Source organism: Staphylococcus sp. FSL W8-0774 (genome assembly GCF_038006785.1).
In the GTDB taxonomy this organism is placed as follows: domain Bacteria; phylum Bacillota; class Bacilli; order Staphylococcales; family Staphylococcaceae; genus Staphylococcus; species Staphylococcus pasteuri.
On record NZ_JBBOVW010000001.1, the window covers coordinates 1,730,143 to 1,755,989 of the forward strand.

The 25,847-nt window shown below is 31.8% G+C and carries 24 protein-coding genes, 1 pseudogene and 1 riboswitch; of the genes and pseudogenes, 10 read left to right on the forward strand and 15 right to left on the reverse strand.

What is annotated here, in order from left to right; translation table 11 throughout:
- Positions 1-122 precede the first annotated feature (122 nt).
- Positions 123-341 (forward strand): DNA-dependent RNA polymerase subunit epsilon, encoded by a 219-nt coding sequence (locus tag NSQ15_RS08390; protein WP_017637699.1) that lies wholly within the window; start codon positions 123-125, stop codon positions 339-341.
- Positions 341-2,029 (forward strand): ribonuclease J1, encoded by a 1,689-nt coding sequence (gene rnjA, locus NSQ15_RS08395; RefSeq protein WP_070452798.1) that lies wholly within the window; start codon positions 341-343, stop codon positions 2,027-2,029. Before NSQ15_RS08390 ends, rnjA begins: the two co-directional genes overlap by 1 nt.
- 177 nt (positions 2,030-2,206) lie before the next feature.
- Here the strand turns inward: rnjA and NSQ15_RS08400 are convergent, their stop codons facing one another.
- The 3 genes from NSQ15_RS08400 to NSQ15_RS08410 all read right to left on the reverse strand — a co-directional run bounded on the left by NSQ15_RS08400 (position 2,207) and on the right by NSQ15_RS08410 (position 5,352).
- Positions 2,207-2,866, reverse strand: a complete 660-nt coding sequence (locus NSQ15_RS08400; RefSeq protein WP_017637701.1) for a potassium channel family protein — start codon at positions 2,864-2,866, stop codon at positions 2,207-2,209.
- Positions 2,867-2,983: 117 nt separating this feature from the next.
- Positions 2,984-4,000, reverse strand: coding sequence for a cytochrome d ubiquinol oxidase subunit II (locus NSQ15_RS08405; RefSeq protein ID WP_017637702.1), 1,017 nt, complete (start codon positions 3,998-4,000; stop codon positions 2,984-2,986).
- Positions 3,997-5,352 carry a cytochrome ubiquinol oxidase subunit I gene (locus tag NSQ15_RS08410; RefSeq protein ID WP_124760215.1) on the reverse strand — a complete coding sequence of 452 codons (1,356 nt, stop codon included), beginning with the start codon at positions 5,350-5,352 and terminating at the stop codon, positions 3,997-3,999. The genes NSQ15_RS08405 and NSQ15_RS08410 overlap by 4 nt, the downstream gene beginning before the upstream one ends.
- 199 nt (positions 5,353-5,551) lie before the next feature.
- On the opposite strand from NSQ15_RS08410, the gene NSQ15_RS08415 reads away from it, so the two are divergent.
- A complete protein-coding gene (locus NSQ15_RS08415; RefSeq protein ID WP_017637704.1) occupies positions 5,552-5,782 on the forward strand; it encodes a glutaredoxin family protein in 231 nt (76 codons plus the stop codon).
- Between the two features lie 67 nt (positions 5,783-5,849).
- Here NSQ15_RS08415 and ptsP read toward each other — a convergent pair whose 3' ends face one another.
- From ptsP to auxA, 5 genes are all read right to left on the reverse strand, one after another.
- Positions 5,850-7,568, reverse strand: a complete 1,719-nt coding sequence (gene ptsP, locus NSQ15_RS08420; RefSeq protein WP_070452804.1) for a phosphoenolpyruvate--protein phosphotransferase — start codon at positions 7,566-7,568, stop codon at positions 5,850-5,852.
- A 1-nt stretch (position 7,569) separates the two neighbouring features.
- The gene (locus NSQ15_RS08425) at positions 7,570-7,836 is read right to left on the reverse strand and encodes a phosphocarrier protein HPr (protein WP_017637706.1); all 267 of its coding nucleotides are present in this window, start codon (positions 7,834-7,836) and stop codon (positions 7,570-7,572) included.
- 155 nt (positions 7,837-7,991) lie between these two features.
- On the reverse strand, positions 7,992-8,534 hold the full coding sequence (locus NSQ15_RS08430) for a hypothetical protein (RefSeq protein WP_017637707.1): 543 nt from the start codon (positions 8,532-8,534) through the stop codon (positions 7,992-7,994).
- A gap of 57 nt (positions 8,535-8,591) precedes the next feature.
- The gene (locus tag NSQ15_RS08435) at positions 8,592-9,764 is read right to left on the reverse strand and encodes a class I SAM-dependent rRNA methyltransferase (RefSeq protein ID WP_070452807.1); all 1,173 of its coding nucleotides are present in this window, start codon (positions 9,762-9,764) and stop codon (positions 8,592-8,594) included.
- 270 nt (positions 9,765-10,034) lie between these two features.
- Positions 10,035-11,333 (reverse strand): lipoteichoic acid stability factor AuxA, encoded by a 1,299-nt coding sequence (gene auxA, locus NSQ15_RS08440; protein ID WP_029055534.1) that lies wholly within the window; start codon positions 11,331-11,333, stop codon positions 10,035-10,037.
- 154 nt (positions 11,334-11,487) lie between these two features.
- On the opposite strand from auxA, the gene graF reads away from it, so the two are divergent.
- The 7 genes and pseudogenes from graF to NSQ15_RS08475 form a co-directional block, all read left to right on the forward strand.
- Positions 11,488-11,622: a glycopeptide resistance-associated protein GraF gene (gene graF, locus NSQ15_RS08445; RefSeq protein WP_017637048.1), complete on the forward strand. Its 135-nt coding sequence runs from the start codon at positions 11,488-11,490 to the stop codon at positions 11,620-11,622.
- 276 nt (positions 11,623-11,898) lie between these two features.
- Positions 11,899-12,000, forward strand: a riboswitch (TPP riboswitch).
- An 87-nt stretch (positions 12,001-12,087) separates the two neighbouring features.
- Entirely contained in the window at positions 12,088-12,663 is a 576-nt protein-coding gene (locus tag NSQ15_RS08450; protein WP_017637047.1) for an ECF transporter S component, read from the forward strand.
- A gap of 12 nt (positions 12,664-12,675) precedes the next feature.
- Positions 12,676-14,079 (forward strand): ABC transporter ATP-binding protein, encoded by a 1,404-nt coding sequence (locus tag NSQ15_RS08455; RefSeq protein WP_070452811.1) that lies wholly within the window; start codon positions 12,676-12,678, stop codon positions 14,077-14,079.
- Entirely contained in the window at positions 14,072-14,878 is an 807-nt protein-coding gene (locus NSQ15_RS08460) for an energy-coupling factor transporter transmembrane component T family protein (RefSeq protein ID WP_017637045.1), read from the forward strand. The genes NSQ15_RS08455 and NSQ15_RS08460 overlap by 8 nt, the downstream gene beginning before the upstream one ends.
- A gap of 275 nt (positions 14,879-15,153) precedes the next feature.
- Complete coding sequence (locus NSQ15_RS08465) at positions 15,154-15,558, forward strand: helix-turn-helix domain-containing protein (protein ID WP_154872721.1); 405 nt, start codon at positions 15,154-15,156, stop codon at positions 15,556-15,558.
- Positions 15,559-15,581: 23 nt separating this feature from the next.
- The gene (locus NSQ15_RS08470) at positions 15,582-16,427 is read left to right on the forward strand and encodes an IS3 family transposase (RefSeq protein WP_232159984.1); all 846 of its coding nucleotides are present in this window, start codon (positions 15,582-15,584) and stop codon (positions 16,425-16,427) included.
- Between the two features lie 425 nt (positions 16,428-16,852).
- Positions 16,853-17,214 (forward strand): annotated as a pseudogene (locus NSQ15_RS08475) (hypothetical protein); the annotation flags it as partial.
- On the opposite strand, the gene purD reads toward NSQ15_RS08475, so the two are convergent.
- The 7 genes from purD to purQ are packed head-to-tail and all read right to left on the reverse strand — an operon-like array spanning position 17,178 to position 25,846.
- On the reverse strand, positions 17,178-18,416 hold the full coding sequence (gene purD, locus NSQ15_RS08480) for a phosphoribosylamine--glycine ligase (RefSeq protein ID WP_017637044.1): 1,239 nt from the start codon (positions 18,414-18,416) through the stop codon (positions 17,178-17,180). The pseudogene NSQ15_RS08475 and the gene purD sit on opposite strands and share 37 nt — an antisense overlap.
- Before the next feature lie 27 nt (positions 18,417-18,443).
- Positions 18,444-19,922: a bifunctional phosphoribosylaminoimidazolecarboxamide formyltransferase/IMP cyclohydrolase gene (purH, locus tag NSQ15_RS08485; protein ID WP_017637043.1), complete on the reverse strand. Its 1,479-nt coding sequence runs from the start codon at positions 19,920-19,922 to the stop codon at positions 18,444-18,446.
- Between the two features lie 17 nt (positions 19,923-19,939).
- Positions 19,940-20,506 carry a phosphoribosylglycinamide formyltransferase gene (purN, locus tag NSQ15_RS08490; protein ID WP_017637042.1) on the reverse strand — a complete coding sequence of 189 codons (567 nt, stop codon included), beginning with the start codon at positions 20,504-20,506 and terminating at the stop codon, positions 19,940-19,942.
- Positions 20,507-20,508: 2 nt separating this feature from the next.
- Complete coding sequence (gene purM / locus NSQ15_RS08495) at positions 20,509-21,537, reverse strand: phosphoribosylformylglycinamidine cyclo-ligase (RefSeq protein ID WP_217193825.1); 1,029 nt, start codon at positions 21,535-21,537, stop codon at positions 20,509-20,511.
- Positions 21,530-23,014 (reverse strand): amidophosphoribosyltransferase, encoded by a 1,485-nt coding sequence (purF, locus tag NSQ15_RS08500; protein WP_340747094.1) that lies wholly within the window; start codon positions 23,012-23,014, stop codon positions 21,530-21,532. Before purF ends, purM begins: the two co-directional genes overlap by 8 nt.
- Complete coding sequence (purL, locus tag NSQ15_RS08505; protein ID WP_017637039.1) at positions 22,993-25,182, reverse strand: phosphoribosylformylglycinamidine synthase subunit PurL; 2,190 nt, start codon at positions 25,180-25,182, stop codon at positions 22,993-22,995. The genes purF and purL overlap by 22 nt, the downstream gene beginning before the upstream one ends.
- Positions 25,175-25,846, reverse strand: a complete 672-nt coding sequence (gene purQ / locus NSQ15_RS08510; RefSeq protein WP_017637038.1) for a phosphoribosylformylglycinamidine synthase I — start codon at positions 25,844-25,846, stop codon at positions 25,175-25,177. Before purQ ends, purL begins: the two co-directional genes overlap by 8 nt.
- Position 25,847 lies beyond the last annotated feature (1 nt).

Here is a 25,847-nt window from a genome sequence, read left to right on the forward strand (position 1 = left end):
AGCATGCTTTATTGAAGAGTTATATCAATTAGAATTTTATTGTTTCTATCTTTAATAACCCGAGTTGTAAACCAAGGGACTTGAATAAATATTTAAAACAACCCTTAGGAGGAATTATATCAATGTCAGTATTTAAAGTATTCTATCAACATAATAAAGATGAAGTAATCGTGCGTGAAAACACACAAACAATTTATGTTGAAGCACAAACTGAAGAACAAGTTAGACGTTATTTAAAAGACCGTAATTTTAATATCGAATTTATCACTAAATTAGAGGGCGCACATTTAGATTACGAAAAAGAAACTTCAGATCATTTCAGTGTGGAGAAAGCTGAATAATGAAACAATTACATCAAAATGAAGTAGGTGTATATGCACTTGGTGGCTTAGGTGAAGTTGGTAAAAACACTTATGCTATTGAGTACAAAAATGAAATCGTGATTATTGATGCTGGTATTAAATTTCCAGATGATAATCTTTTAGGAATTGACTATGTCATTCCTGATTACACTTACTTAGAACAGAACCAAGATAAAATTGTTGGTCTGTTCATAACACATGGACACGAAGATCATATAGGTGGTGTGCCCTTCCTATTAAAGCAAATTAATGTACCTATTTACGGTGGTCCATTAGCTTTAGGATTGATTAGAAACAAATTAGAAGAACATAACTTATTACGTACTGCTCAACTGAACGAAATTAATGAAGATAGTGTCATTAAATCGAAACACTTTGAAATTTCATTCTACCTTACTACTCATAGTATCCCAGAAGCATACGGTGTTGTTGTGGATACTCCAGAAGGTAAAATTGTTCATACTGGAGATTTTAAGTTTGATTTCACACCTGTTGGTGAACCAGCTAACATTGCAAAAATGGCTAAACTTGGTGAAGAAGGTGTGCTTTGTCTCCTATCTGACTCAACAAATGCTTTAGTACCAGATTTTACACTTAGTGAACGTGAAGTTGGTCAAAATGTCGATAAAATTTTCCGTAATTGCAAAGGTCGTATCATATTCGCTACCTTCGCATCGAATATCTATCGTGTACAACAAGCAGTAGAAGCCGCTGTTAAACACAATAGAAAAATTGTCACATTCGGACGCTCAATGGAAAATAATATTAAAATTGGTATGGAATTAGGCTATATTAAAGCTCCACCTGAAACTTTTGTAGAACCAGGTAAAATTAATAGTATTCCTAAACACGAATTACTTATTTTATGTACAGGATCTCAAGGTGAACCAATGGCAGCATTATCTCGTATTGCTAATGGTACACACAAACAAATTAAAATTATCCCAGAAGATACAGTGGTATTTAGTTCATCACCTATTCCAGGTAATACAAAAAGTATTAACCGTACAATCAATGCACTTTACAAAGCTGGTGCAGATGTCATTCATAGTAAAATTTCTAATATTCATACATCTGGACACGGTTCACGTGGAGACCAGTCCCTTATGCTACGTTTAATTCAACCAAAATACTTCTTACCTATTCATGGTGAGTACCGTATGTTGAAAGCACATGGTGAAACTGGTGTTGATTGTGGTGTAGATGAAGAGAATGTATTTATCTTTGATATAGGTGACGTACTTGCCTTAACACATGATTCGGCTCGTAAAGCAGGTAGAATCCCTTCAGGTAATGTCCTTGTTGATGGTAGCGGTATCGGTGATATAGGTAATGTTGTTATTAGAGACCGTAAATTATTATCTGAAGAAGGTTTAGTAATCGTTGTAGTTAGTATTGACTTTAACACTAATACATTACTTTCAGGTCCAGATATCATATCAAGAGGTTTTGTTTACATGCGTGAATCTGGTCAACTAATATATGATGCACAACGTCGTATTAAAACAGATGTTATCTCCAAATTAAATCAAAATAAAGATATACAGTGGCATCAAATTAAATCTTCAATTATTGAAACATTACAACCATATTTATTTGAAAAAACAGCTCGTAGACCAATGATCTTACCGGTTATTATGAAAGTTAATGAAAATAAAAATCAATAATTCTATAATAAACTCCCATAAGTAAAAATTATCCTTCGCTAATTTTACTTATGGGAGTTTTTGTATTGGAAAAATAAAATATTAGAACACAAAAATGCACTCAGATGAATCGAAATTAATCTACTTCATCTGAGTGCTAGAATTGTAAAGTATACCCCTACTTAATACTAATATTATTTATTTAACGATATTCTTTTCGAAGCGACCTAAATCATTATCGTGTCCAATCATAATCAGTATATCCCCGATTTCAATACTTAAATATGGATCAGGTGAAACTATAAACTGCTTACCTCTTTTAATAGCAATAATATTAATTCCATATTGAGCACGGATATCTAAGTCTATGATAGTTTGTCCAGTCATTTTTTCTGTAGCTTTTAATTCAACGATTGAATGTTCATCTGCTAATTCTAAATAATCTAATACACTGGCACTTGCAACATTATGTGCAATACGTCTTCCCATATCACGTTCTGGATGTACAACAGTATCTGCCCCTATTTTATTTAATATTTTGGCATGATAATCATTTTGTGCTTTGGCAGTAACCTTTTTTACACCTAATTCTTTTAAAATAAGTGTTGTTAAGGTACTAGATTGAATATTTTCACCAATTGCAACAATAACGTGATCAAAGTTTCTTATACCTAAACTTTTCATTACTGCTTCATCTGTTGTATCTGCAACAACTGCATGTGTTGCAATATCGCTATATTCATTGACTCTATTTTCATCACTATCAATAGCCATAACATCCATATCTAAGGCGTTAAGTTCACGAACAATACTGCCACCGAAACGACCTAAACCAATTACAACGTATTCCTTTTCCATAATTGTCCTCCGTAATATATACACATTTAAATAACAACGGCTAAATCAATCCTTACTAATGTAACACTTTAAAAATTGATTCAATACCGTTGTTATATATTGATAAACTTTTATAAATTATTTTTTGCCCTCAACATAATCTTTATCGAAAACAAATAATCTCAATAATAATATTAACGATGGAACTAATAAAAGTAAACCTAAAATAAATGCTATTACTAGTGCTAGACCCATTTCATCATTGACATGGGAACTTGAAATTTTCACAAATGGTTGTAATAAATATGGCAATTTACTGATACCATATCCGAAAAAGGCAAATAACATCTGTAGAATAACCATAATAAATGCCAAGCCATGATTTTTCTTAAATATTGTTAATGCACCAGCAATTAAGAAAAATATAAAACTAATAACAAACATCCACCAATAGTTAAAGACAGCATTATTAAAATGATATGAATTTTGAACTCTTAGTGATAAAAAGACAAATAATGAAATAATCATCATTGGTGGTCCCCAAAATATATGCCAACGTCTCATTAAATCGTATGCTGGTTTATCATTCGCTTTATTAGCATAAAACGTTAGGAATCCTGAAGATATATAAAGTACAGATATAATGGCTAAAAATACTACGGACCATGCGAAAGGACTTAATAACAATTGAACCCATTCCAAATCAACATGATTACCAACTTCTTTTATGTAGCCACCTTCTGAAATCGTTAATCCAGTCGCTAATGCAGCCGGAATCAACAAACCTGTTAAACCATATAAGACAATCCATGGTAATTTAGTATCTTGACCATAATTTTCAAATGCGTAAAAACTATTTCTAATTGAAATCAATATCGTTCCAAGTGAACCGGGAACAAGTAGCACTGTTCCTAAATACTTAACAGAATCCGGAAAGAAACCGACGAAACCGACAAAGAAAAATACAAAAAATACGTTGGTTACTTCCCAAACTGGACTTAAATATCTTTCAATAAGGTGATTAATTTTCTTTTCATCACCAGTAATTTTAGAGTGGAGTGCAAAGAATCCTGCACCAAAATCAATTGAGGCTACGATGATATAGCAAAATAAAAATATCCATAACACTGTAATACCTATATATGAATACATCATTTGCTATCACCTCTTTCTTTAATTACTCGATCAACATCATTGATTGCCGGTTTATTTTTAAACATTCTTAGTAAAACATAAGCTGAAGTTACTAAAAGTACTAAATATAATAATCCAAATAGAATTGTTACTAGCGTTATACCTCCAGCTTGTGTCGCTGCTTGTGAAACTCTTAAATATCCTCTGACAATCCATGGTTGACGTCCCATTTCAGTTAAGAACCAACCAAACTCTATAGCTAACATAGAAGCTGGTCCAGTTAATAAAATACCGTATAGCATTGCTTTATGCGTTGTAAACTTGCGTAATTTTTTAATGATTAAAAATAACATGTATATTCCAGAAATAATAAAACAAAATACACCCATAGATACCATTAAATCAAAGAAATAATGGACGATAAATGGTGGTAATTCATTTTTAGGGAAATCATTAAGTCCTTTTACTACTGTTTTTGTATTATTATCAGCTAAAAAACTTAACATCCCAGGTATTTCAATAGCACCAGATACTTCTTTCGTTTTGTCGTTTAACACACCAAAAAATACTAAATTAGCATGTGACTGCGTATCAAAATGCCATTCATAAGCTGCTAATTTTTCAGGTTGCACTTTATGCAAGAATTTTGCAGACATGTCCCCTGCTAACATAGATAATAATGTTGATATAAAACCAACAATCATAGTCATTTTTAAAGATTTTAAATGATATGTTTTATCCTCTGGGTGACGATTTTTTAATAACTTAAATGCTGCAATTGCTGCAAGAACAAATGCCATTGTCATACCAGCTGTTGCAACGACGTGAAATGATCTTACAATGAATGATGAATTAAACATTGCTTCTAATGGTTGAACATTCACCATTCGGCCATTCTTCATTTCAAAGCCAGCAGGTGTATTCATAAATGAGTTTACTGACGTAATAAAAAATGCTGAGAATGACCCACCGATAATCACTGGTAAACCAATGAAAAAGTGAATCCATTTATTTTTGAATCTATCCCATGTATAAAGATAAATACTTAGGAAAATTGCTTCAAAGAAGAAAGCAAATGTTTCCATAAACAATGGTAAGGCTATAACGTGACCACCCATTTTCATAAATGTTGGCCAAACGAGTGACAATTGCAAGCCAATAATTGTACCTGTTACAACACCGACTGCAACAGTTATTGTATAACCTTTTGACCATCTTCTTGCTAATGCTATATAATTCGCATCATTATTACGTATACCAAGAAATTCTGCAATAACAAACATTAATGGCATACCAACACCGATTGTTGCAAATATGATATGTACTGCTAATGTCATACCTGTAAGCAATCGGCTTATTTCTACTGAATCCATATATAATCACCTTGTACTTATAATTTTAAATATTTTACAATGCTTAAAATTATAAATCTTCTGTATCACAAACAAAATACATCTGCTTACAATTTTGATATAAAATTTATTAAAAGACACACAATGTTCACATCATTGATATTTTAAGAATTTATCTATAAGATAAGTTTATACAAATTTAAGAGAAAGGAAATTTTCGATGTCACAGATAACATTATATACTCAAGACGATTGTCCACCTTGTACATTTGTTAAAAATCATCTAAAAGCAAATAATGTTGATTTTATAGAAAAAAACATTAAAAATAATCAATATCGTATTGAAATGATGGATTATGATGCGTTTGCTACCCCATTTATATTGTTAGATAACCAACCTATGTATCAAGTTGATATGGATAAAATTAATGATGCTTTTAATATTAAATAATCTTGAATGAACAAACAAAAAAGCAACTAGAGCAAAATTAATTGGCCTAGTTGCTTTTTAATATATATTATTTTGAAATGTTATTAACTAATTCGATAACTTCCTCTTGTGTAGCACAATCAATAGCACGATTTGCTAATTCTGACATTTCGTTTTGGCTTAAGCCATTAATTTGTCTTCTAGCTTTAAGAATAGATGTAGGACTCATTGAGAACTCGTCTAATCCTAAACCTAATAATAATGGCACTGCAGTTGCATCTCCTGCCATTTCACCACACATACCTGTCCATTTACCTTCTTTGTGAGAAGCTTCAATAACTTGTTTAACTAAACGTAAAATTGAAGGGTTGTATGGTTGGTATAAATAAGATACACGTTCTGACATACGGTCTGCAGCTAATGTGTATTGAATTAAATCATTTGTACCGATACTAAAGAAATCAACTTCTTTAGCAAATACATCAGCTAAAGCTGCAGTTGCTGGAATTTCAACCATGATACCAATTTCAATGTCATCAGATACATCATAACCTTCGTTTTGAAGATTTTCTTTTTCTTCTAATAACATAGCTTTAGCATCACGGAATTCTTTGATAGTTGCAACCATTGGGAACATAATATTTAATTTACCATAAACAGAGGCACGTAATAACGCGCGTAATTGTGGTCTGAAAATATCAGGTTGTGCTAAGCAAAGACGTATCGCTCTGTAACCTAAGAATGGATTCATTTCATCAGGTAAGTCTAAGTAAGGTAATTCTTTATCGCCACCAATATCTAATGTACGAACAACGACACGTTTACCTTCCATAGTTTCTAATACTTTTTTATAAGCTTCGAATTGTTCTTCTTCAGTAGGTAATTGATCTCTACCCATGTATAAGAACTCAGTACGATATAATCCAACACCTTGTGCACCATTTTCAATTACACCTGGTAAATCATTTGGTGTACCGATGTTAGCTGCTAATTCAGCATGAACACCATCTACAGATACAGTATCTGCATCACGTAATTTTTGTAATTCTTGTTTATCTTCAAAGAAACGTTCACGTTTATTTTGATAAGCAATTACTTCATCTTCTGTAGGGTCGATAATAACATCACCTGTTAAACCATCGACAATAATCATATCACCTTGTTTCACTTCTTTAGTGATTGATTTTGTACCTACAACAGCAGCGATTTCTAAAGAACGACTCATAATTGCTGAGTGGCTTGTTCTACCACCTATATTCGTAACAAAACCTTGAACGAATTCTTTGTTTAATTGTGCTGTATCAGAAGGTGTTAAGTCATTACCAATAATAACAACACTTTCATCAATCATACTTGGGTTTGGTAATTCAACACCAAGAATATGTGCTAAAACACGTTTAGAAACGTCTCTAATATCAGCAGCACGTTCTTTCATATATTCATTATCCATAGATTCAAAAATAGTAATAAATTGAGTAGTAACCTCACTTAATGCTGTCGCAGCATTAACTTTATCATTTTTAATTTTATCTTGGATTGGTTGAATTAATTCTGGATCATCTAAAACAAGTAAATGTGCATCAAAAATAGCTGCTTTATCAGCGCCTAATTGAACTTCTGCATTATTTCTTATTTTAGTTAATTCAATTTTAGATGCTTCGATAGCGTTATTGAATTTGCTAGTTTCACCTTCAACATCAGTGATTGTTTCACTGCTGTCAAAAGTTAAGTCTGGCTCAACTATTAAGTATGCTTTAGCGATTGCTACACCGTCAGATGCCGCAATACCATTAATTAATTTAGACATATTACTTAGTTAAACCTTCTTTTGATAAGACATCACTGATTGATTCAATTGCTTCTGTTTCGTCGCTACCGTCAGCATAAATTGTAATTTCAGCATCTTTACCAACACCTAAACTCATAACACCCATAATTGATTTTAAGTTAACTTTTTTACCGTTGTATTCTAATTGAATATCTGAATCAAATTTTGAAGCTGTTTGTACCAACATTGTTGCTGGGCGAGCGTGAATTCCTGTTTCGTCGATAATTACATATGATTTTTGTTCCATAAATTTATTTCTCCTTCTATAAGTTAGAATCTTCAATATACTTACAATCTAACATAATTTTTTATACTTTAACTTTACCAAAACCAATAGTTAAATTCAATTTCTTTAAAACCGGTTTCAGTATATTTCTACAAAATTATAACAATTTATAGTCTTTAAAGTAAATCTTTGACGACTTTTTCACATTTTTCAATGTGATCCTGGCCTAATTTTTTCATGAAATAATAACTAATTGATGCTGAAACTGCTTGTCCAACAAATGGGAACCATTTCGTTTGTTTAGCAGCTGTTCTTTTAGCAACATCTCTGATAACTACTTTCATCAAAGCATTTGTCAATTTTTTACCAATGAATTGACTACCTTGGATAGCTGCCGCTGACATAATACGTTCTCTAACATCATCACTTAATGAATTAACTTGTTTATGATCTAATCCATAGATTTTGTTAACATCACTTATGATATCTCTCATTAATTTGATATCAACACCAAAATCTAAACCTGGAATAGGTACAATACTCATACCAGATGATAATATAGATTTCTTCTTAACGAGGTTTTCTGCTGATTCTCGTCTATCTTGTAATTCACTTTGAGTTACTGGTAAATTACTTTTTTCTTTAATTTCTTCAATATTTAAAACTCTGTTACCAACAGTATTAGTAACTTTATTAGTCATTTTATTTCTAATACTCATCTAATTCACCTTCCCAGAATCATATTCAATAAGACTATATACCCAGTTTACAAATAATTAATGCTCAATATTTACGAAAATCGCTTTTAAATATTTTGAAGGTTTGTAGTGAGGATGTGTTTTAAAGTCTTTAGGTAATCCCATAACTTCTTTAATTTCATATTCAACTTCAGCATTATCTAAAGTCGTTTTAATTACATTTTTAAATGCTTTAAGTGAAAATACACTAGAATTCGTACATAACAATAATGTTCCCTTTTCAGATAAGATGTCTAAAGCACCGTCAATTAATTTATCGTAATCTTTTTGAACAGAAAATGTTTTTTTCTTGTTACGTGCAAAACTTGGTGGATCTATAACGATTGTGTCATATTGATGACCATGTCTTTTGGCATAATTGTAAAAATCAAATGTATCCATAACATAAATATATTCAGATTTAGGGTCCATCGCATTTAGTCCAAAGTTTTCCTCTGTTAATCCTCTTGAACGATTAGCTAAATCTACACTTGTTGTTGATAAAGCATTTTGTGCAGCTACCACAGAAAATGCACCAGTATAACTAAACACGTTTAAAATATGACGTCCCTCAGAAAATTGGTCACGTAATTTTTTCCTTACTTCTTTTTGATCTAGGAATATACCAGTCATTAATCCATCTTCTAAGTCAACATTATAAAATGTGAAATTTTCCTCTATAACAATTGGGAATGTCTGACGTTCTCCTTCAACAAATCCACCAGTATACTCTGTATCTTTGAAACGCATTTTTTCGTAGATAGATTGATACTCAAATGTTGATTTTATTGCTTCTAAAATATAGTAACGATACTTATAAATTCCTTTTGAATACCATTGAATTAACAAGTTCCCATCATAATTATCAATTGTTAATCCTCCGACACCATCGCCTTCAGCATTAAATAATCTAAAAGCATTTGTTCCATCAATATGGTAATAATATTCTCTTTCAGTCAATGCCTGTTCGAATAGTCTTTTGAAAAAAGCAGTATTAATATCTTCAGAAGGATTATAACTTAACACCCATCCTAAACCTTTATGTTGTCGACCTACATAAGCGGTTGCGATATATTGCTCCCTACCATCTACTAATTTGAATAAATCCCCCTCTTTCAGGTGATCATGTGCATAAATATCATCTTCGTCTATTAGTGGATATTGATTATGGTATTTTGTTTCTTTTCCTCTATTTAAAGTTGCTATTTTCATATACTTAACTTACCTCTCTTTTAATATATTTCTACGGGAAATTAATTTAAATTCACAATTAAGCCTTATACTTTAATTTTTATAAGCTAACAAGTAAATATTTTAATTCAATCGCTATTTTAACAAATTTTTCATCTTACTCCTATTTTCTAACAAAAAAAGAGCGGTATCACAATTCAATCTTTAATAAGAAGGAACTGTAACCCGCTCAAAAATACGTATTATTATTGTTAACGATACATATCTATTTCATGCATAACTTCAATTGTATTATTTTGGTTTATCTCTTAATTGCAATGAGTATGCAATTATGATTGCAATTAACATTAGTAATAGCGTCGGTGTAATAAACACTGATAATAATAATCCATGAACCATAATATTCATAAATTCGGTTAATAATTTGAAGAATAAAATGCTTCCCATAAATAATTGAAGATAATAGAATTTACCTCTTAAGAAATAAGTTAATGTTGTCGCAATATATACAATGATAATAAATAACAGCAGTAACAATGTTACCCATTCAATCACATATTGTGTTTGAGATAATTCCCACTCACCTGATAAGAATAAGGCATTTCTGTTGTTGAATTCTAAAAATGTAAAGAAGAAAATAACTACACCGCAGAATATTTCAACATACATTGGTTTAATCCATTTAGGTTTTCTCATCCAATTTGGAATATCATCTTCCTGGATATCAACAATATTTTTAACTTTTTCTTTAAACTTATCTCTTTTAGTTCTAATTTTTTCTAAATCGACACTTCTTCTAGTATTACGTGCATATTCTGTTGTCTTATCTTGAAGTTGTTTTAAGTGAACTTTAGTTTGATTTGAAACGTTACCTTTACTTGTTCTTGATAATTCTGGTTCTTCTTCCCCTAATTCTTGTTTCGTTAGCGGTAAAGCTCGTCTTAAGAATAAGAAGTTCCAAATAGACATTTGTCCTAATAACCACATGATGATAAAGAATGTATTCACACTTAAAATATCAATAGATTCAATTTCATTTGAGTCAATACGACCATGCAGTGCAATTTGTGTAATTAGATAACTGATACCATAAGATACGATTATCCACATATAGTGACTTTTTCGATTATTACTATTTAATTCATCTTTATAAACGATATAACCGATATGAATGATGAATGGAATAATAAATACGATACCGAAGAAACCATATACTTGCATCATTAGAATTAAAGTTATTAGGAAATACATAATCCCTATAACTAAGAAGAAAATAGAAATATCATAGTCATACTTAATTGTTCTAAATAATGTATGACCGAGTAACATAACTAAGATACCAAATAAAATAATGATAATGGCACTTATTATTGGGAAGCTCCCTATAAATCTACTCATCACTTTTATGATTTCAGCGAAAAATGCATTCAGGAATTCCCATATATTATGTACATGAGTATTTACCTTCTTATCACCATTTAATTGTTTAATAAGTGGTAAATTGATTAATATAATGAGTCCTGTGAAAAGTGAAACGATACCGATAATATAACTAAATATAATCTCGGTGTGTTTCTTAAGAAAAGACATACTATTCACCTCAAAAGTTATTATATATGAAGAACTTCTTCTTGTCTTTAATAAATCACTAAATACATCTATAGACCTAGAAAAGTTTAATATTAGCATAACTGGGTAAAAGTAGTATGTAAACAAATAAAACACAATTAGGGGTGGATTTATTATGAGTAACGAAGAATTAAATAAAAAATCAGCTGAAAAAGCAAAAGAAGCAGAAGAAAAATTAAAAGAGCAAAAAGAAAATAAATCTGATGATATTGAGCAAACTAAAAAAGATATCGACGATGCATTAAACTAATAGTTGACTAAATTTTAATTATACAGATAGGCACGTGTAGTGAATTAAAAATAAAGCTATGTAGATAGGTTATACTATTTACATAGTTTTTTTTATTTTGATAAATTAATTTGAAATACCCTTTCTTTTAAAATTATTGTTCTAAAATCTTCATTTTTCTTGAATTGTATTTGTTGTCTAAAAGTATATTAAATTAACATCAATTTATACTTTTATATTCTATACCGCCTTGACATTCTTCACGAAAAAACTTACATTAAAGACAAATTAAATTAATGAACGCACTAGGGGTGTTTTGAACTGAGATGAGGTTAACCCTCAAACCCTTTGAACCTGATCTAGCTAGATACTAGCGTAGGAAAGTGTAACTAACAGAAGATATAAACGTATGTTTAGACATATTCTTATGTTTTGCGCACAACTTTCCTAGAGAAGGTTGTGCGTTTTTTTAGGAGGATGTTTTTTATGTCAAAAGGTTTAAAACTTTCTGAGATACTAGTGACAGTGCTTATCTCTGTTATTTTTGCAATCATTTATAATTTATGGTGGTTGTTTTACAATGTTGCTCAAGTTGCTGGCTTACATCTTGAACAATTAACGTATGGCGTTTGGTTTATGGCTGCAGTAGTTTGTTATTTAATTATACCTAAACCAGGTATCGCCTTACTCGCTGAATTTGCAGCTGGTGCTGGTGAAACAATTGTTATGGGGAAATTTGATATTCCGACAATCGTATATGCACTTTTACAAGGTTTAGCATGCGAAATTGTATTCGCTATCTTTAAATATCAATCTCGTTCAGTTATGGTTGCTATTTTAGCTGGATTGGTTACAGCACTTATTTCATTCCCTGTCGATTACTATTACGGATATTTAAACGAAGTTGCCGGATGGAATTTAATTTTATTTATTGTTTTTCGTGCACTTAGTGGCATCATTATATCTGGTTTACTTTCTTACTTATTAGTAAAAGCATTGGATCAAACTGGTGTAACTAAATTATTTAGACCCGCATCTAAAGATGACTACGATTCATTATAAGGGGATTTTAAAGTGCTAAAAGTTACAAATTTACGTTTGAAGTACCCAAATGGTCACCGAAAAATATTCGATGATCTTAATTTAGAAATTAAAGACAAAGAAAAAGTATTATTGCTCGGCCCTTCTGGTTCTGGTAAAAGTACACTACTCCATGTATTAAGTGGCATCGTACCAAAATTAATTGAATTACCTATGAAATATGACACTTTAGAAATCAATGACCATAATGGCGTTATTTTTCAAGATCCAGATACACAATTTTGTATGCCTAAAGTTTATGAAGAATTAGCTTTTGTATTAGAGAATAGACAACTTCCTAGAAAAGATATGGATGAAGCTATTGAAAATGCATTAAACTCAGTAAACTTAAATGTAAATGAAACAACACAAATTAATCATCTAAGTGGCGGCATGAAACAAAAACTAGCAATTGTAGAAACAATTTTGCAACAAGCTGATACCCTATTTTTAGATGAACCTACTGCTATGTTAGATGTAGAAGCTACAGAAGATTTATGGCAGCGACTAATAGACCTATGGCAAGATCAAACAGTTCTGATTGTAGAACATAAAGTAGAACATATTTGGCAACATGTAGATAGAGTCCTATTGATGAACTATGAAGGTCAAATTATCGCTGATGGTAGTCCAGAACATATTTTACAACATTTTGAACATCTGCTAAGTGAATATGGAGTATGGCATCCTAAAGCATGGAATTATGCCCCAGAACCGAAAAAAATAACGCCATCTACACAACAACAATTATTTAAATTTAATGATGGAGAAATACTTCGTAGTAAGAAAACTTTATTTAAAGTAGACCAATTATCAATAAATTCTGGGGAATGGATTACAATTACTGGAAAAAATGGTACTGGTAAAACGTCTTTATTAGAGTCAATATTACAGTTAATTAAATACAAAGGTATAATGACATACCAAAATCAAGAATTACGTAAAATCAAAGATGCATCCCAACATATGTATCTTGTATATCAAAATCCAGAACTACAATTTATTACTAATTCAGTATATGAAGAAATTTTTATTCATTATAATCATTTAGATTCAACTCATGCAGATGAGAAAACATTACAAATATTAGAATTGCTTAATTTAACTAATGTAAAAAATCAACACCCTTATGAAATTTCAATGGGACAAAAACGTCGATTAAGCGTTGCAACAGCGTTAAGTTCTGATGCAGACATCATCTTACTTGATGAGCCTACATTTGGATTAGATAGCCATAATACTTTCCAATTAATCGAACTGTTTCAAGAAAGAGTTTCTAAAGGACAAAGCATTATTATGGTAACGCACGACCCTGAAATCATTAAGCGCTATCCAACTAGGAGATGGGCGATTAATAATAAGCAATTAACAGAGATTGAAGGTGAACAACATGTTTGAACACTGGAAAATCCGACATACCTTCGTAGATGATGTTAATATTATTACCAAACTTATATTAGGTGTTCTGTTATTTTTCTTTATTATTTTTATTCATAACTTTGATTTCATGATATATATCGTAACACTTATGTTCATTTTTTTAATTATATTTAATGGAACTGAATTTAAAATAACTGGTACTTTTATATTAGTAACTACATTCTTTGCCTTACTATCATCATTATTTATGATTTTATACGGTGATGGAAATCACATATTGTTTAAATTTGGAATTATTCAAATTAGTACAGAAAGTATTGTTCGCGGTATTCATTTATCACTTCGTACGATTACAGTATCTATGTTTGGTATTCTAATTGCATTAACTTCACAAGTTGTTATGATTTTTTATAGTTTAATGCAACATTTAAAAGTCAAACCTAAAGTAGCATATGCATTTATGGCTGCAATAAGAATGATTCCATTAATTATTAGTTCATTAATTCAATTAAGACGTTCTTTAAAAATGAGATACCAAATTATCGATAAATCAAATTATCGAGGATTTAAACGATTAAAACATTTAATTATTCCATTATTAAGTCAGAATATTAGACGTGCCCATCAATTATCTGTTGCAATGGAATCTAAAGGATTTAAAGATGGGCCTAGAACATATTACTATAGAGCACCTTTCTCATATAAAGATCTTATATTTATATTGAGTTTATTAGTCATTATTGGGCTATCTTATTATTTATCTACTACATTTCCTATCACAGGCATTCATGATGTTCGTATAGGTAAATTAGAATAATTTATTTTATCCATTCAATTCACATAAAAAAGTAACTAGGCTGGGAAATAACTCCCAAAATAATAGCACTAAGGTGATCTATTTTGATGTGCACCCCAAAAGTTGGACTAAAAATCTAACTTTATGGGGTGCATTTTTTATGGGTAAACATTATAAATTTGAAATCAAATTAAAAATAGTTCACGAATATTTAAATAGTAGTTTAGTATATAAGAGATTAACTAAAATATAATCTTTCTCATCATTCTTTACTTCAAAGATGGGTTAACCAGTATTTGGAATCGGGCCCAGAAGGATTAGATAAAAAAATGAAAAATAGCTCATATACTAGAGATTTTAAAGTATCTGTTTTAAGATTTAGACAAGAAAATCAATTGTCTTATCGAGAAACAGCGAATCATTTTAAAATTACCAATCCTGCTACATTAGCTCAATGCCAGCGTAAATTTGATGAAGAAGGTATTCTCGGTTTAGACAATAAACAGAAAGGACATCCTTCTAAAATGAAAAGAAAACATACAAAAGTTGAACGTGAAAATCAGTTGCCTTTAAAAGAAGATGAACGCGAAGAATTAGAAAGACTTAGAAATGAAAATGAAATGTTGAAAGCAGGTATTGCTTATCAAAAAAAGTTACAAAGATTGACCCAACATTACGGAACCAAACATCCGAAAAAGTAAAGGTCATTAAAGAATTACATGAAATGAATCAATTTGGGTTAAGTCTTCTGTTTAAAGTTACGGAAATAGCTAAATCCGTGTATTACTACTGGATTAAACGTTTCAAAAAACCCAAAAAAGATATAGATATAGTTAAATCTATTAAGCAAATATGTAAAGAAAGCGATTATACTTATGGTTATCGTCGAGTTACTCAAGCATTAGTTAATAAAGGAATGACAGTCAATCATAAGAAAGTAAGACGAATTATGAAAGAACATCAATTAACATGTAAGAAATTTAATCATAAAACAAGAAAATACAATTCTTATAGAGGCACAATAGGTAAAGTAGCTAGAAATATATTAAAACGTCGTTTTAATACAGATCGACCTTATCAAAAAGTGGTTACAGACATTACAGAATTTAAATTACTTGATGGAACAAAGGCATATTTGTCACCTTTTATGGATTTATATAGCTTGGAAATCTTAAGTTATCGTATATCAAAGCGTCCTACTATAGATATTGTGATTGAACCTTTAAATGAATTACTAACTATGAGACCTCAACTTTTTTATCGTATGACAATTCATTCAGATCAAGGATGGCATTATCAAAATAGAAACTATATTGAGTCATTAAAAGAACATGATGTATTTCAAAGTATGTCTAGAAAAGGAAATTGCCTAGATAATGCCTCAATGGAAAACTTCTTTGGGTTATTAAAACAAGAAATGTATTATGGGCAATCATTTGAAACATTCCAAGAATTAGAACAATCTATTCATAAATATATCAGTTTTTATAACAATACAAGAATTAAAGCAAAATTAAAAGGCTTGTCTCCTAAGCAATATAGGAAACAAACCTTTAAAATAGTATACTAAACCAGAGTACAACTTTTGGGGTTCAGTACATTTTAATCATCTTAGTGCTTTCTTTATATCCAATACTTCGTATTGTATGGCTACGCTATGCCCAACTTGCTTTGCTTGTAGAAACTGATTTAATCAGTTTCTCTGTGTTGGTTCCCTTCCGATGGTACAGTTTCAGCCAGAAATTCTACACAGATAAATCTGTGGGAATTTCTAAGGTCTTCAACTTGTACTGTTCCCTCAGGAGTCTTGCCATAAATACTACATATTTATATGTAATTTTACGCTAATATACTCAAAAAAACTCTTTCGTATAATTTAGTAAACACAACTAAACTTAATTAACGAAGAGTCTTCTGTATAAAGACTAAAACAAGACTCAACTTACATTACCAATGGGAACTTCAATTATTATTCCCACACATGAGTCTAATTAATTGGTAATCATAGATGAATTTAATCAAACATCATTGATAACTTATGGCATGTTTATTAAAGGTAAAGCTAAAAATATAAAAGTTACATGTTTAATACTCAAAATTGGGACTATAACGAAAGTAATCTATAGTCAAAGGAAAATAGATGTAGAACCATTTTTTGGATTAATGTAGTAGCTCAACGAGCTGAAAATAATCAAAATAACAATGAAAAAGGTAATTTCTATATTATTTCAATAGAAATTACCTTTTTTCATTTGTCCAAGAACTTTATGTCCCGGACCTTTTTTGCATTTTATAAACTGTTAATCAGAGTACGGTGTCATTACTTTAGTGCTTTATTACCAATATCGTTTCTATAGAATAAATTATCACTATTAATTTTTTCAACATTTTTATAGGCTTCTTGTTGTGCTTTAGCTAAATTGTCTCCTTGTCCTATAGCTAATATGACACGACCTCCTGAATTAACGTATTGATTATTTTCTTTTTTCAAGCCACTTACATAATAGTTCTGATTCAATTCGAATCCACTTACTTTATGCCCTTTTTCATAATGACCTGGGTAGCCTTTAGAGGCTAACATCACACCAACTACAGATTCATCTTTCCATTCTAAATGAATCTCGTCACCTTTATCTAGAGCGATGATATGATCCATCAAATCACTTTTCATACGTGTTAATAATACTTGTGCTTCTGGATCGCCAAATCTTGCATTAAATTCAATGACTTTTGGTCCATCTTCGGTAAGAATAGCTCCGATATATAACAAACCGAAGAAATGATAACCTTCTTCAGCCATTGCATTAGCAATAGGTTGAGCTATTTCATCATTCGTTCTTTTTAGTATATCTTGGTTAATATGTGGTACTGGACAATATGCACCCATACCACCCGTATTAGGTCCTTCGTCATTATCATATGCACGCTTATGATCTTGCGCAATACAATCAAAAGGTATAGCTCTTTTACCATTAACAAAGGTCATGACTGAGAACTCTTCACCTTCTAAGAACTCCTCAAATACTACTGTACCAGAGTCCTCACTAAACATTTGATTCACAGCTTCTTTAGCATCATTTCGATTGGTAGCTATAACTACCCCTTTACCAGCTGCTAAACCATCTTTTTTAATCACAATTGGTAAATCGCAATGATTAACATATGTTAATGCCTCGTCTTTATTATCAATTTCTCTATATTGAGCTGTTGGAATATGATATTTATCCATAATTCTCTTTGCAAAAGACTTAGATCCTTCTATTTGAGCAGCATCACTATTAGGCCCAAATACTTTAATTTGATGTTCTCTTAATAAATCAGGCAGACCATCAATCAGTGGTTGTTCAGGCCCAATCACGACCCATTCAATTTGATGTTGAGTTACAAATTCTAAAATACCTTCATTATCATTTTCCTTAATATCTGTATGAATTTGTGCAACATTTACCATAGCTTCATTACCAGGTATAACATGCACCTGATCAACTAATGGAGATTGATTTAATTTATTTGCTAATACATGTTCACGACCACCAGCACCTATAACGAGTACGTTCATGAATTTACTCCCTTCATGTTTTAACTTTTAGTGTTTAAAATGACGCATACCTGTCATTACCATTGTAATTCCATATTTATTTGCCATATCTATCGACTCTTGATCTTTAATTGAACCACCAGGTTGAATAATTGCTTTAATGCCATTTTTAGCAGCTAATTCTACTGTATCGTCCATCGGGAAAAAGCCGTCAGATACTAAAGCTACATTCTCATTAATTTCTATTGCTCTTTCTAATGCAATTTTAGCTGATCCAACTCGGTTCATTTGGCCCGCACCAATACCTACTGTTTGTTTTTCATTACTTAAGATAACAGCATTACTTTTAACAGCACTTACAACTTTCCAACCTAATAACATTGCATTCCACTGCTTTTCTGTGGGTTGAACTTCAGTTGCAACCTTCATGTCTTCACGACTAACTTCGTAATTATCTTTATCCTGTACTAAATATCCACCAGATACTGATACAAATTCCTCTTCTCTACTATCAATCGTAGTATCTATTTCTAATAATCGAATATTTTTCTTTTGAGTCAAAATTTCTAGCGCTTCATCTGTAAATTTTGGTGCGATAACTACTTCTAAAAAGATTGAATGTAACGTTTGAGCTAATTCTGCCGTCACTGCACGATTTAGCGCAATAATACCACCGAATATCGATTGATTGTCTGCATCAAATGCATTTTGAAAAGCAAATTCTATAGATTTTCCAATTCCGACGCCACACGGATTCATATGTTTAACAGCTATTGTAGCTGGTTCTTCAAATTTCTTTACTAATGACAGTGCTGCATCTGCATCTTTAATATTGTTATAACTTAATTGCTTACCGTGTAATTGTTTAGCACCTGCAATAGTATGTTTAGCATTAGATGTTCTTACAAAATAAGCTGATTGTTGTGGATTTTCTCCGTAACGTAATGTTTCTTTATTATCTTTGAAGAAATTAACAATTGCTTCATCATATTGAGTCGTATGTTCAAATACTTTAATCATTAGTGATTTACGGTATGCTTCATCCAATTGGTTGTTTTTTATTCTATTAATCACTTCATTATAGTCTGACGGATGAACAATTGTAGTGACATGTTTGAAATTCTTAGCTGCAGCTCTTAACATCGTCGGACCACCAATATCTATATTTTCGATTGCATCATCTTCCGTTACATCAGGATTTTCAACTGTTTTTTGAAATGGATAAAGATTAACAACAACTAAATCTATAAGATCAATATGTTGCTCTTTTAATTGATCTAAATGTTCTTGTTTATCTCTATCAGCTAATATGCCTCCGTGAACTGCAGGATGCAATGTTTTAACACGACCATCCATGATTTCAGGAAATTGTGTGAGTTCTGAAACAGATTTCACATCAACTTGAGCTTCTTCTAAAATTTGTTTTGTACCACCTGTTGAATAAAGTTCATAGCCTAAAGAGTGTAATGATTTTGCAAATTCAACAATACCGCTTTTATTTGAAACACTTAAAATTGCTTTTTTCATTGTTTTGTAATACTCCTCTATTGAATGATTTTTGCAATAACGCTCGGATATAATTCGTATTCTAATTGTTTAACTCTTTCTTCCAAGTCTTCTTTAGTATCGTCCGTTTTAATATCACATTGTCTTTGTTCAATAATTTCTCCCGTGTCCATACCGCTATCAACATAATGTACTGTAGATCCTGTTACAATATCTCCACTACGATATGCCTGTCCTATTGCATCAATCCCCTTAAATTTCGGCAATAATGAAGGATGGATATTTAAAATTTTATGTGGAAACGCATTTAATATATCTTGTCCTATTAATCTCATATAACCTGCTAATATTATCCATTGAACCCCTTCTTCAGATAATAATGTCAGTAAGTGTTTTTCATATTGTGATTTAGATTCAAAGTCTTTCGGTTCATTGATATGTACTTTGATGCCTAATGCTTTCGCACGATCGATGCAGTATGCGTCATTATGGTCTGTATATAGTGCTGAAATTTCAATATGCGATAAATTTCCATTTTGTACTTGTCGTACTATATTTTCAAAATTGCTACCAGAACCAGAAGCAAAAATCGCTACTTTAATCACATTTATACCCCCTGAATGTGAATTGGTTTACGGTCATCTTTGATAATACGACCAATCTCATACGCATCTATATTTTGTTCTTTTAACACTTTTAAAGCCTGCTCTTTGTCATTTTCATTCACAATGACAGTGTAGCCAATACCCATGTTAAAAATGTTATACATTTCATCTGTACTTATATTTCCTTCTTTTTGCAACCAGTCAAAAATAGCTGGCGTTGGAAAAGCATGACTATCTATGTCCGCTGCAAGTCCTTCAGGTAATGATCGTGGAATATTTTCATAGAATCCACCACCTGTAATATGATTCATGGCTTTAATTGAGACATGTTTCTTCAATTCAAGAATCGGTTTAACATATAATTGAGTAGGAGCTAAAAACGTTTCTAAATAGGTACTATCTCCAAACGAATCGTTTAAATTAATACCTGGCTTTTTGATTAATTGTCTAACAAGACTATAACCATTTGAGTGTATACCATTCGAAGCTAACCCGATGATGACTTGTCCAGGTTTGACTGCTGATCCATCAATATAATCTTCTTTTTCAACTGCACCAACAGCAAATCCGGCTAAATCATATTCACCTTCGTGATACATTTCGCCCATTTCAGCTGTTTCTCCACCTATTAATGCTGTATTGGTTTCTTCACATCCATCGCTGATACCTTTTACTATTTGTTCAATAATTTCAGGCACGACTTTATGTGTTGCAATATAATCTAAGAAGTATAGTGGTTCGGCACCCGTTGTTAAGATATCATTGACACACATTGCAACTGCATCTATTCCAATAGTGTCATGTTTGTCGTTGTCGATTGCTAATTTTAATTTGGTACCAACACCATCTGTACCCGATACGAGTACAGGTGCTTTCATATTAAGTTGGGACAAATCAAATGTTGCACCGAAACCACCCAATCCTCCAATAACTTCTTTACGCAATGTTCGTTTAACATGACTAGACATTCTTTCTACCGCTTCATAACCTGCGTGAATATCAACACCTGATTGTTCGTATGCTTTAGACATTTATATTTCCCTCACTATCAAAATAATGTTTATTTTTAGTAATATATTCTTTTTGGCGTTTACTTAAATGCTTTTTATAATTTTCTTCATAATCAAACAATCCTGCTGGATAATCTCCGGTGAAACTTTCTACACATAAGCCATGATATGGTGCATCATAATCTAAACCAATAGATTCAATTAATCCATCTACGCTAAGATAAGCAAGTGAATCAGCACCAATATACTCACAAATTTCTTCAGGTGATTTACTAGCTGATATGAGTTCAGCAGTTGTTGACACATCAATGCCATAAAAACTTGGAAACATGAATTCAGGAGAAGCAATTCTGACATGGACTTCATTTGCACCTGAATCTTTTAACATTTTGACAATTCGTTTAGATGTAGTACCTCGTACGATTGAGTCATCGACTAATATAATATTTTGACCATCTACGATATCTTTAACTGCAGATAATTTAACTCTTACACCTTGCTCACGTAATTGTTGGGTAGGTTGTATAAATGTACGAGCAACATATTGATTTTTTACAAGTCCCATTTCATATGGAAGTCCAATTTCTTCTGCATAACCAGTAGCTGCTGACAATGAAGAATTAGGTACACCAATAACCATATCTACTTTTACAGGACTTTCTTGTGCTAAACGCTTACCAGATGCTTTACGAACGGCATGAACATTTTTTCCAGCAATAGTAGAATCTGGTCTTGCAAAATAAATATATTCCATAGCTGAAATAGCCGTATTAGTGTGTCGTGTATAAGATTTAACATGAACCCCTTCATCGTTAATAATGACGTATTCTCCTGCATGTATATCTTGAACAAATTCAGCACCAAGTACATCAATGGCACATGTTTCGCTAGCTATAATATAAGTATTATCCTGCATTTTCCCAACTACTAACGGTCTAATTGCATTAGGATCAACAGCCCCATACAATCCATCTTTCGTAAGGATAGCAAAAGTGAATCCACCCTTAATTTGACGTAAGCTTTCTTTAAGTGCTTCTTCGAATGTTGGTGCTTTACTTCTTCGTATTAAATGCATGATTACCTCTGTATCAGAAGAAGAATGGAATATCGCACCATGTTTTTCTAAATTTTGTCTTAAAGATTTAGCATTAATCAGATTACCGTTATGACATATCGCAACACTCATATCATAAAAGTGATATAAAAATGGTTGTATATTTTCAATGCCTTTATTTCCAGAAGTTGCATATCTGACGTGACCTATGGCGTGATTATAGTCTTTTAATCTAGCTAATTGATTATCTTTAATTGCTTCCGTTAGTAAGCCAAGACCTCTTTCACCAACTAATTTTTCGTGATTAGAAGCTACAATACCGGCGCCTTCTTGTCCTCTATGTTGTAAACTATGCAGCCCCATATAAGTTAATTGTGCTGCATCAGGATGATCCCATATGCCAAAGACACCACATTCCTCATTTAATCCTGAGTAGTTAAACATTGGTGAATTGCTCCTTCCCAAACATGTTTAATATCCGTTACTTCTTTGGTAATTTTAGTTTGTTCATTTGATACGTTAAATTGATTTGTATGTGTTAACTGACCAATTTCAATAGCACCATCAATATTTAAAGATTGATTTGCTTTAACCGCTACAATATATCTACCTTGAGATTCACTAAATAATTGTGGATTAGATACATTTACATGAGCTTCAAGTCCTAAATCATAATAAGCACTCATTTTAGCTAATGTAATTAATAGGCCACCTTTACCTACTGTTTGCACATGTGATGCAATTCCATTTCTAATGGCTTCTTTAATGGCTTCTCCTTTTTCAACTTCTTTACTTAAATCGATAGATTCAAATTCGTGATTGACTGAACCATATATTAATTTTTCAAGTTGACTGCCACCAAAATCATTACGGGTTTCTCCAACTAAATAAAGTTTATCTCCAGCTTGAGGTTTAAAATCAGTTAAGTAATCAATATTTTCAATTAAACCAACCATACCTACTACAGGTGTTGGGAATATAGAGGTACCTCTAGTTTCGTTATAAAGAGAAACATTTCCTGATACAACTGGTGTATTTAATACGTCACATGCTTCTGCCATACCTTTAGTAGAATCAATTAATTGTTGATAAATTTCTTTTTTCTCTGGTGAACCATAATTCAAGCAATCTGTCATAGCTAATGGCGTCGCACCGACAGCAATTAAATTGCGATACGCTTCAGCAACCACCATTTTCCCGCCTTCATAAGGTTGATTGAATACATAGCGTGCTTCCCCGTCAATTGTTGAAGCAATGGCTTTATTCGTTCCTTCTACTCTAACAACTGAAGCTTGTAAACCTGGCTTAACAATCGTATTTGCACCGACTTGTTGATCGTATTGTTCATACAAATGTTTTTTTGAAGCAATTGTAGGATGATTTAATAATTGATTGAATGTAGATTCAACATCAATTTGACTGTAATCATTTTTAGAAGTGTTGTATTCCTTTTCTTCACCTTCAAGTACATAAACAGGAGCTTCATCAGATAATGGTTGAACAGGTATATCCGCAAATACTTCATCTTCATACGTTAATACAAAACGATCAGTGTCAGTTACTTCTCCAATAATTGCACTATCCAATTCATGTTTTTCAAATAAATCTAGGAATTTTTGTTCTGTTCCTTTTTCTACAACTAGTAACATTCTTTCTTGTGTTTCAGATAGCATCATTTCATATGGAGAAATACCTGGTTCTCTTGTGGGAACTTGATCCAATTTTAAATGAAGACCGCTTCCACCTTTAGCAGCCATTTCTGAAGATGATGAAGTTAATCCAGCTGCACCCATATCTTGTATACCAACTAATTCATCAAAAGTGATAGCTTCTAAAGTTGCTTCCATTAATTTTTTACCAACAAATGGATCGCCAATTTGTACAGATGGTCTTTTACTTTCACTTTCTTCTGTCAATTCTTCAGACGCAAATGTAGCACCGTGTATACCATCTCGTCCTGTTTTCAATCCTACATAAATAACAGAATTTCCTACACCTTTAGCTGTCCCTTTTTGCACCATGTCATGATCGATAATACCTACACACATCGCATTAACTAACGGGTTGCCATCATAGCGATCATCAAATTCAATTTCTCCGGCAGTCGTTGGTATCCCAATACAATTACCGTAACCACCAATACCACTAACGACACCTTTAAGTAACCTTTGATTTTGTTTATTTGATAATTCACCAAAACGTAAACTATTTAATAAATTAATTGGACGAGCGCCAATGGAAACAATGTCTCTGATGATGCCACCTACGCCAGTTGCTGCACCTTGATACGGCTCTATAGCAGATGGATGGTTATGAGATTCAACTTTAAATACTACTGCTTGTTTGTCACCAATATCTACAACCCCTGCACCTTCACCCGGTCCCATTAATACATGTTCACCTGATGTTGGGAATTGTTTTAAAAATGGCTTCGAATGTTTGTATGAGCAATGTTCACTCCACATAACTGAAAAGATACCTGTCTCAGTAAAATTAGGTTCTCTACCTAAAATCTCACAAACTTTATCATATTCTTTATCGCTTAATCCCATATCTTGGTATAACTTTTCTAACTTAATCTCTTCAATACTTGGTTCGATAAATTTAGACATTTTGTTCCCTCCAACTATTTACCATTGCTTCAAATAATTTGACGCCACTATCAGTACCTAATAATAATTCCATTGCTCTTTCTGGATGAGGCATCATACCACAAACATTTCCTGCTTTATTAACTATCCCTGCTATATCATCATATGACCCATTAGGATTATCAGTATATTTCAAAATAATCTGATTATTTTGGCTTAAATCCTTATAAATTTCTTCATTACAATAGTAATGTCCTTCTCCATGTGCCACAGGATAAACAACAATTTCGTCTTCGTTATATAAATTAGTGAAGGGTGTTTGATTATTAACTACACGTAGTGATTCATTTCTGCTAACAAACAAATGTGAATCATTATGAAGTAATGCACCAGGTAGTAAACCAATTTCAGTTAGAATTTGGAAACCATTACATACCCCGAGTACTGGTTTACCTTCATTTGCTAATCTTTTCACTTCATTGATGACTGGAGCTACACTTGCCATAGCACCTGATCTTAAATAATCTCCAAAAGAGAATCCACCAGGAATAAGTACACCATCGAACCCTTCTAAAGAGGTAGTTCTATAATCAACATATTCCGCTTCAACACCTGATTTAATTGCAGCATTATACATATCTCTATCACAGTTTGACCCTGGAAATACAAGAACAGCAAATTTCATG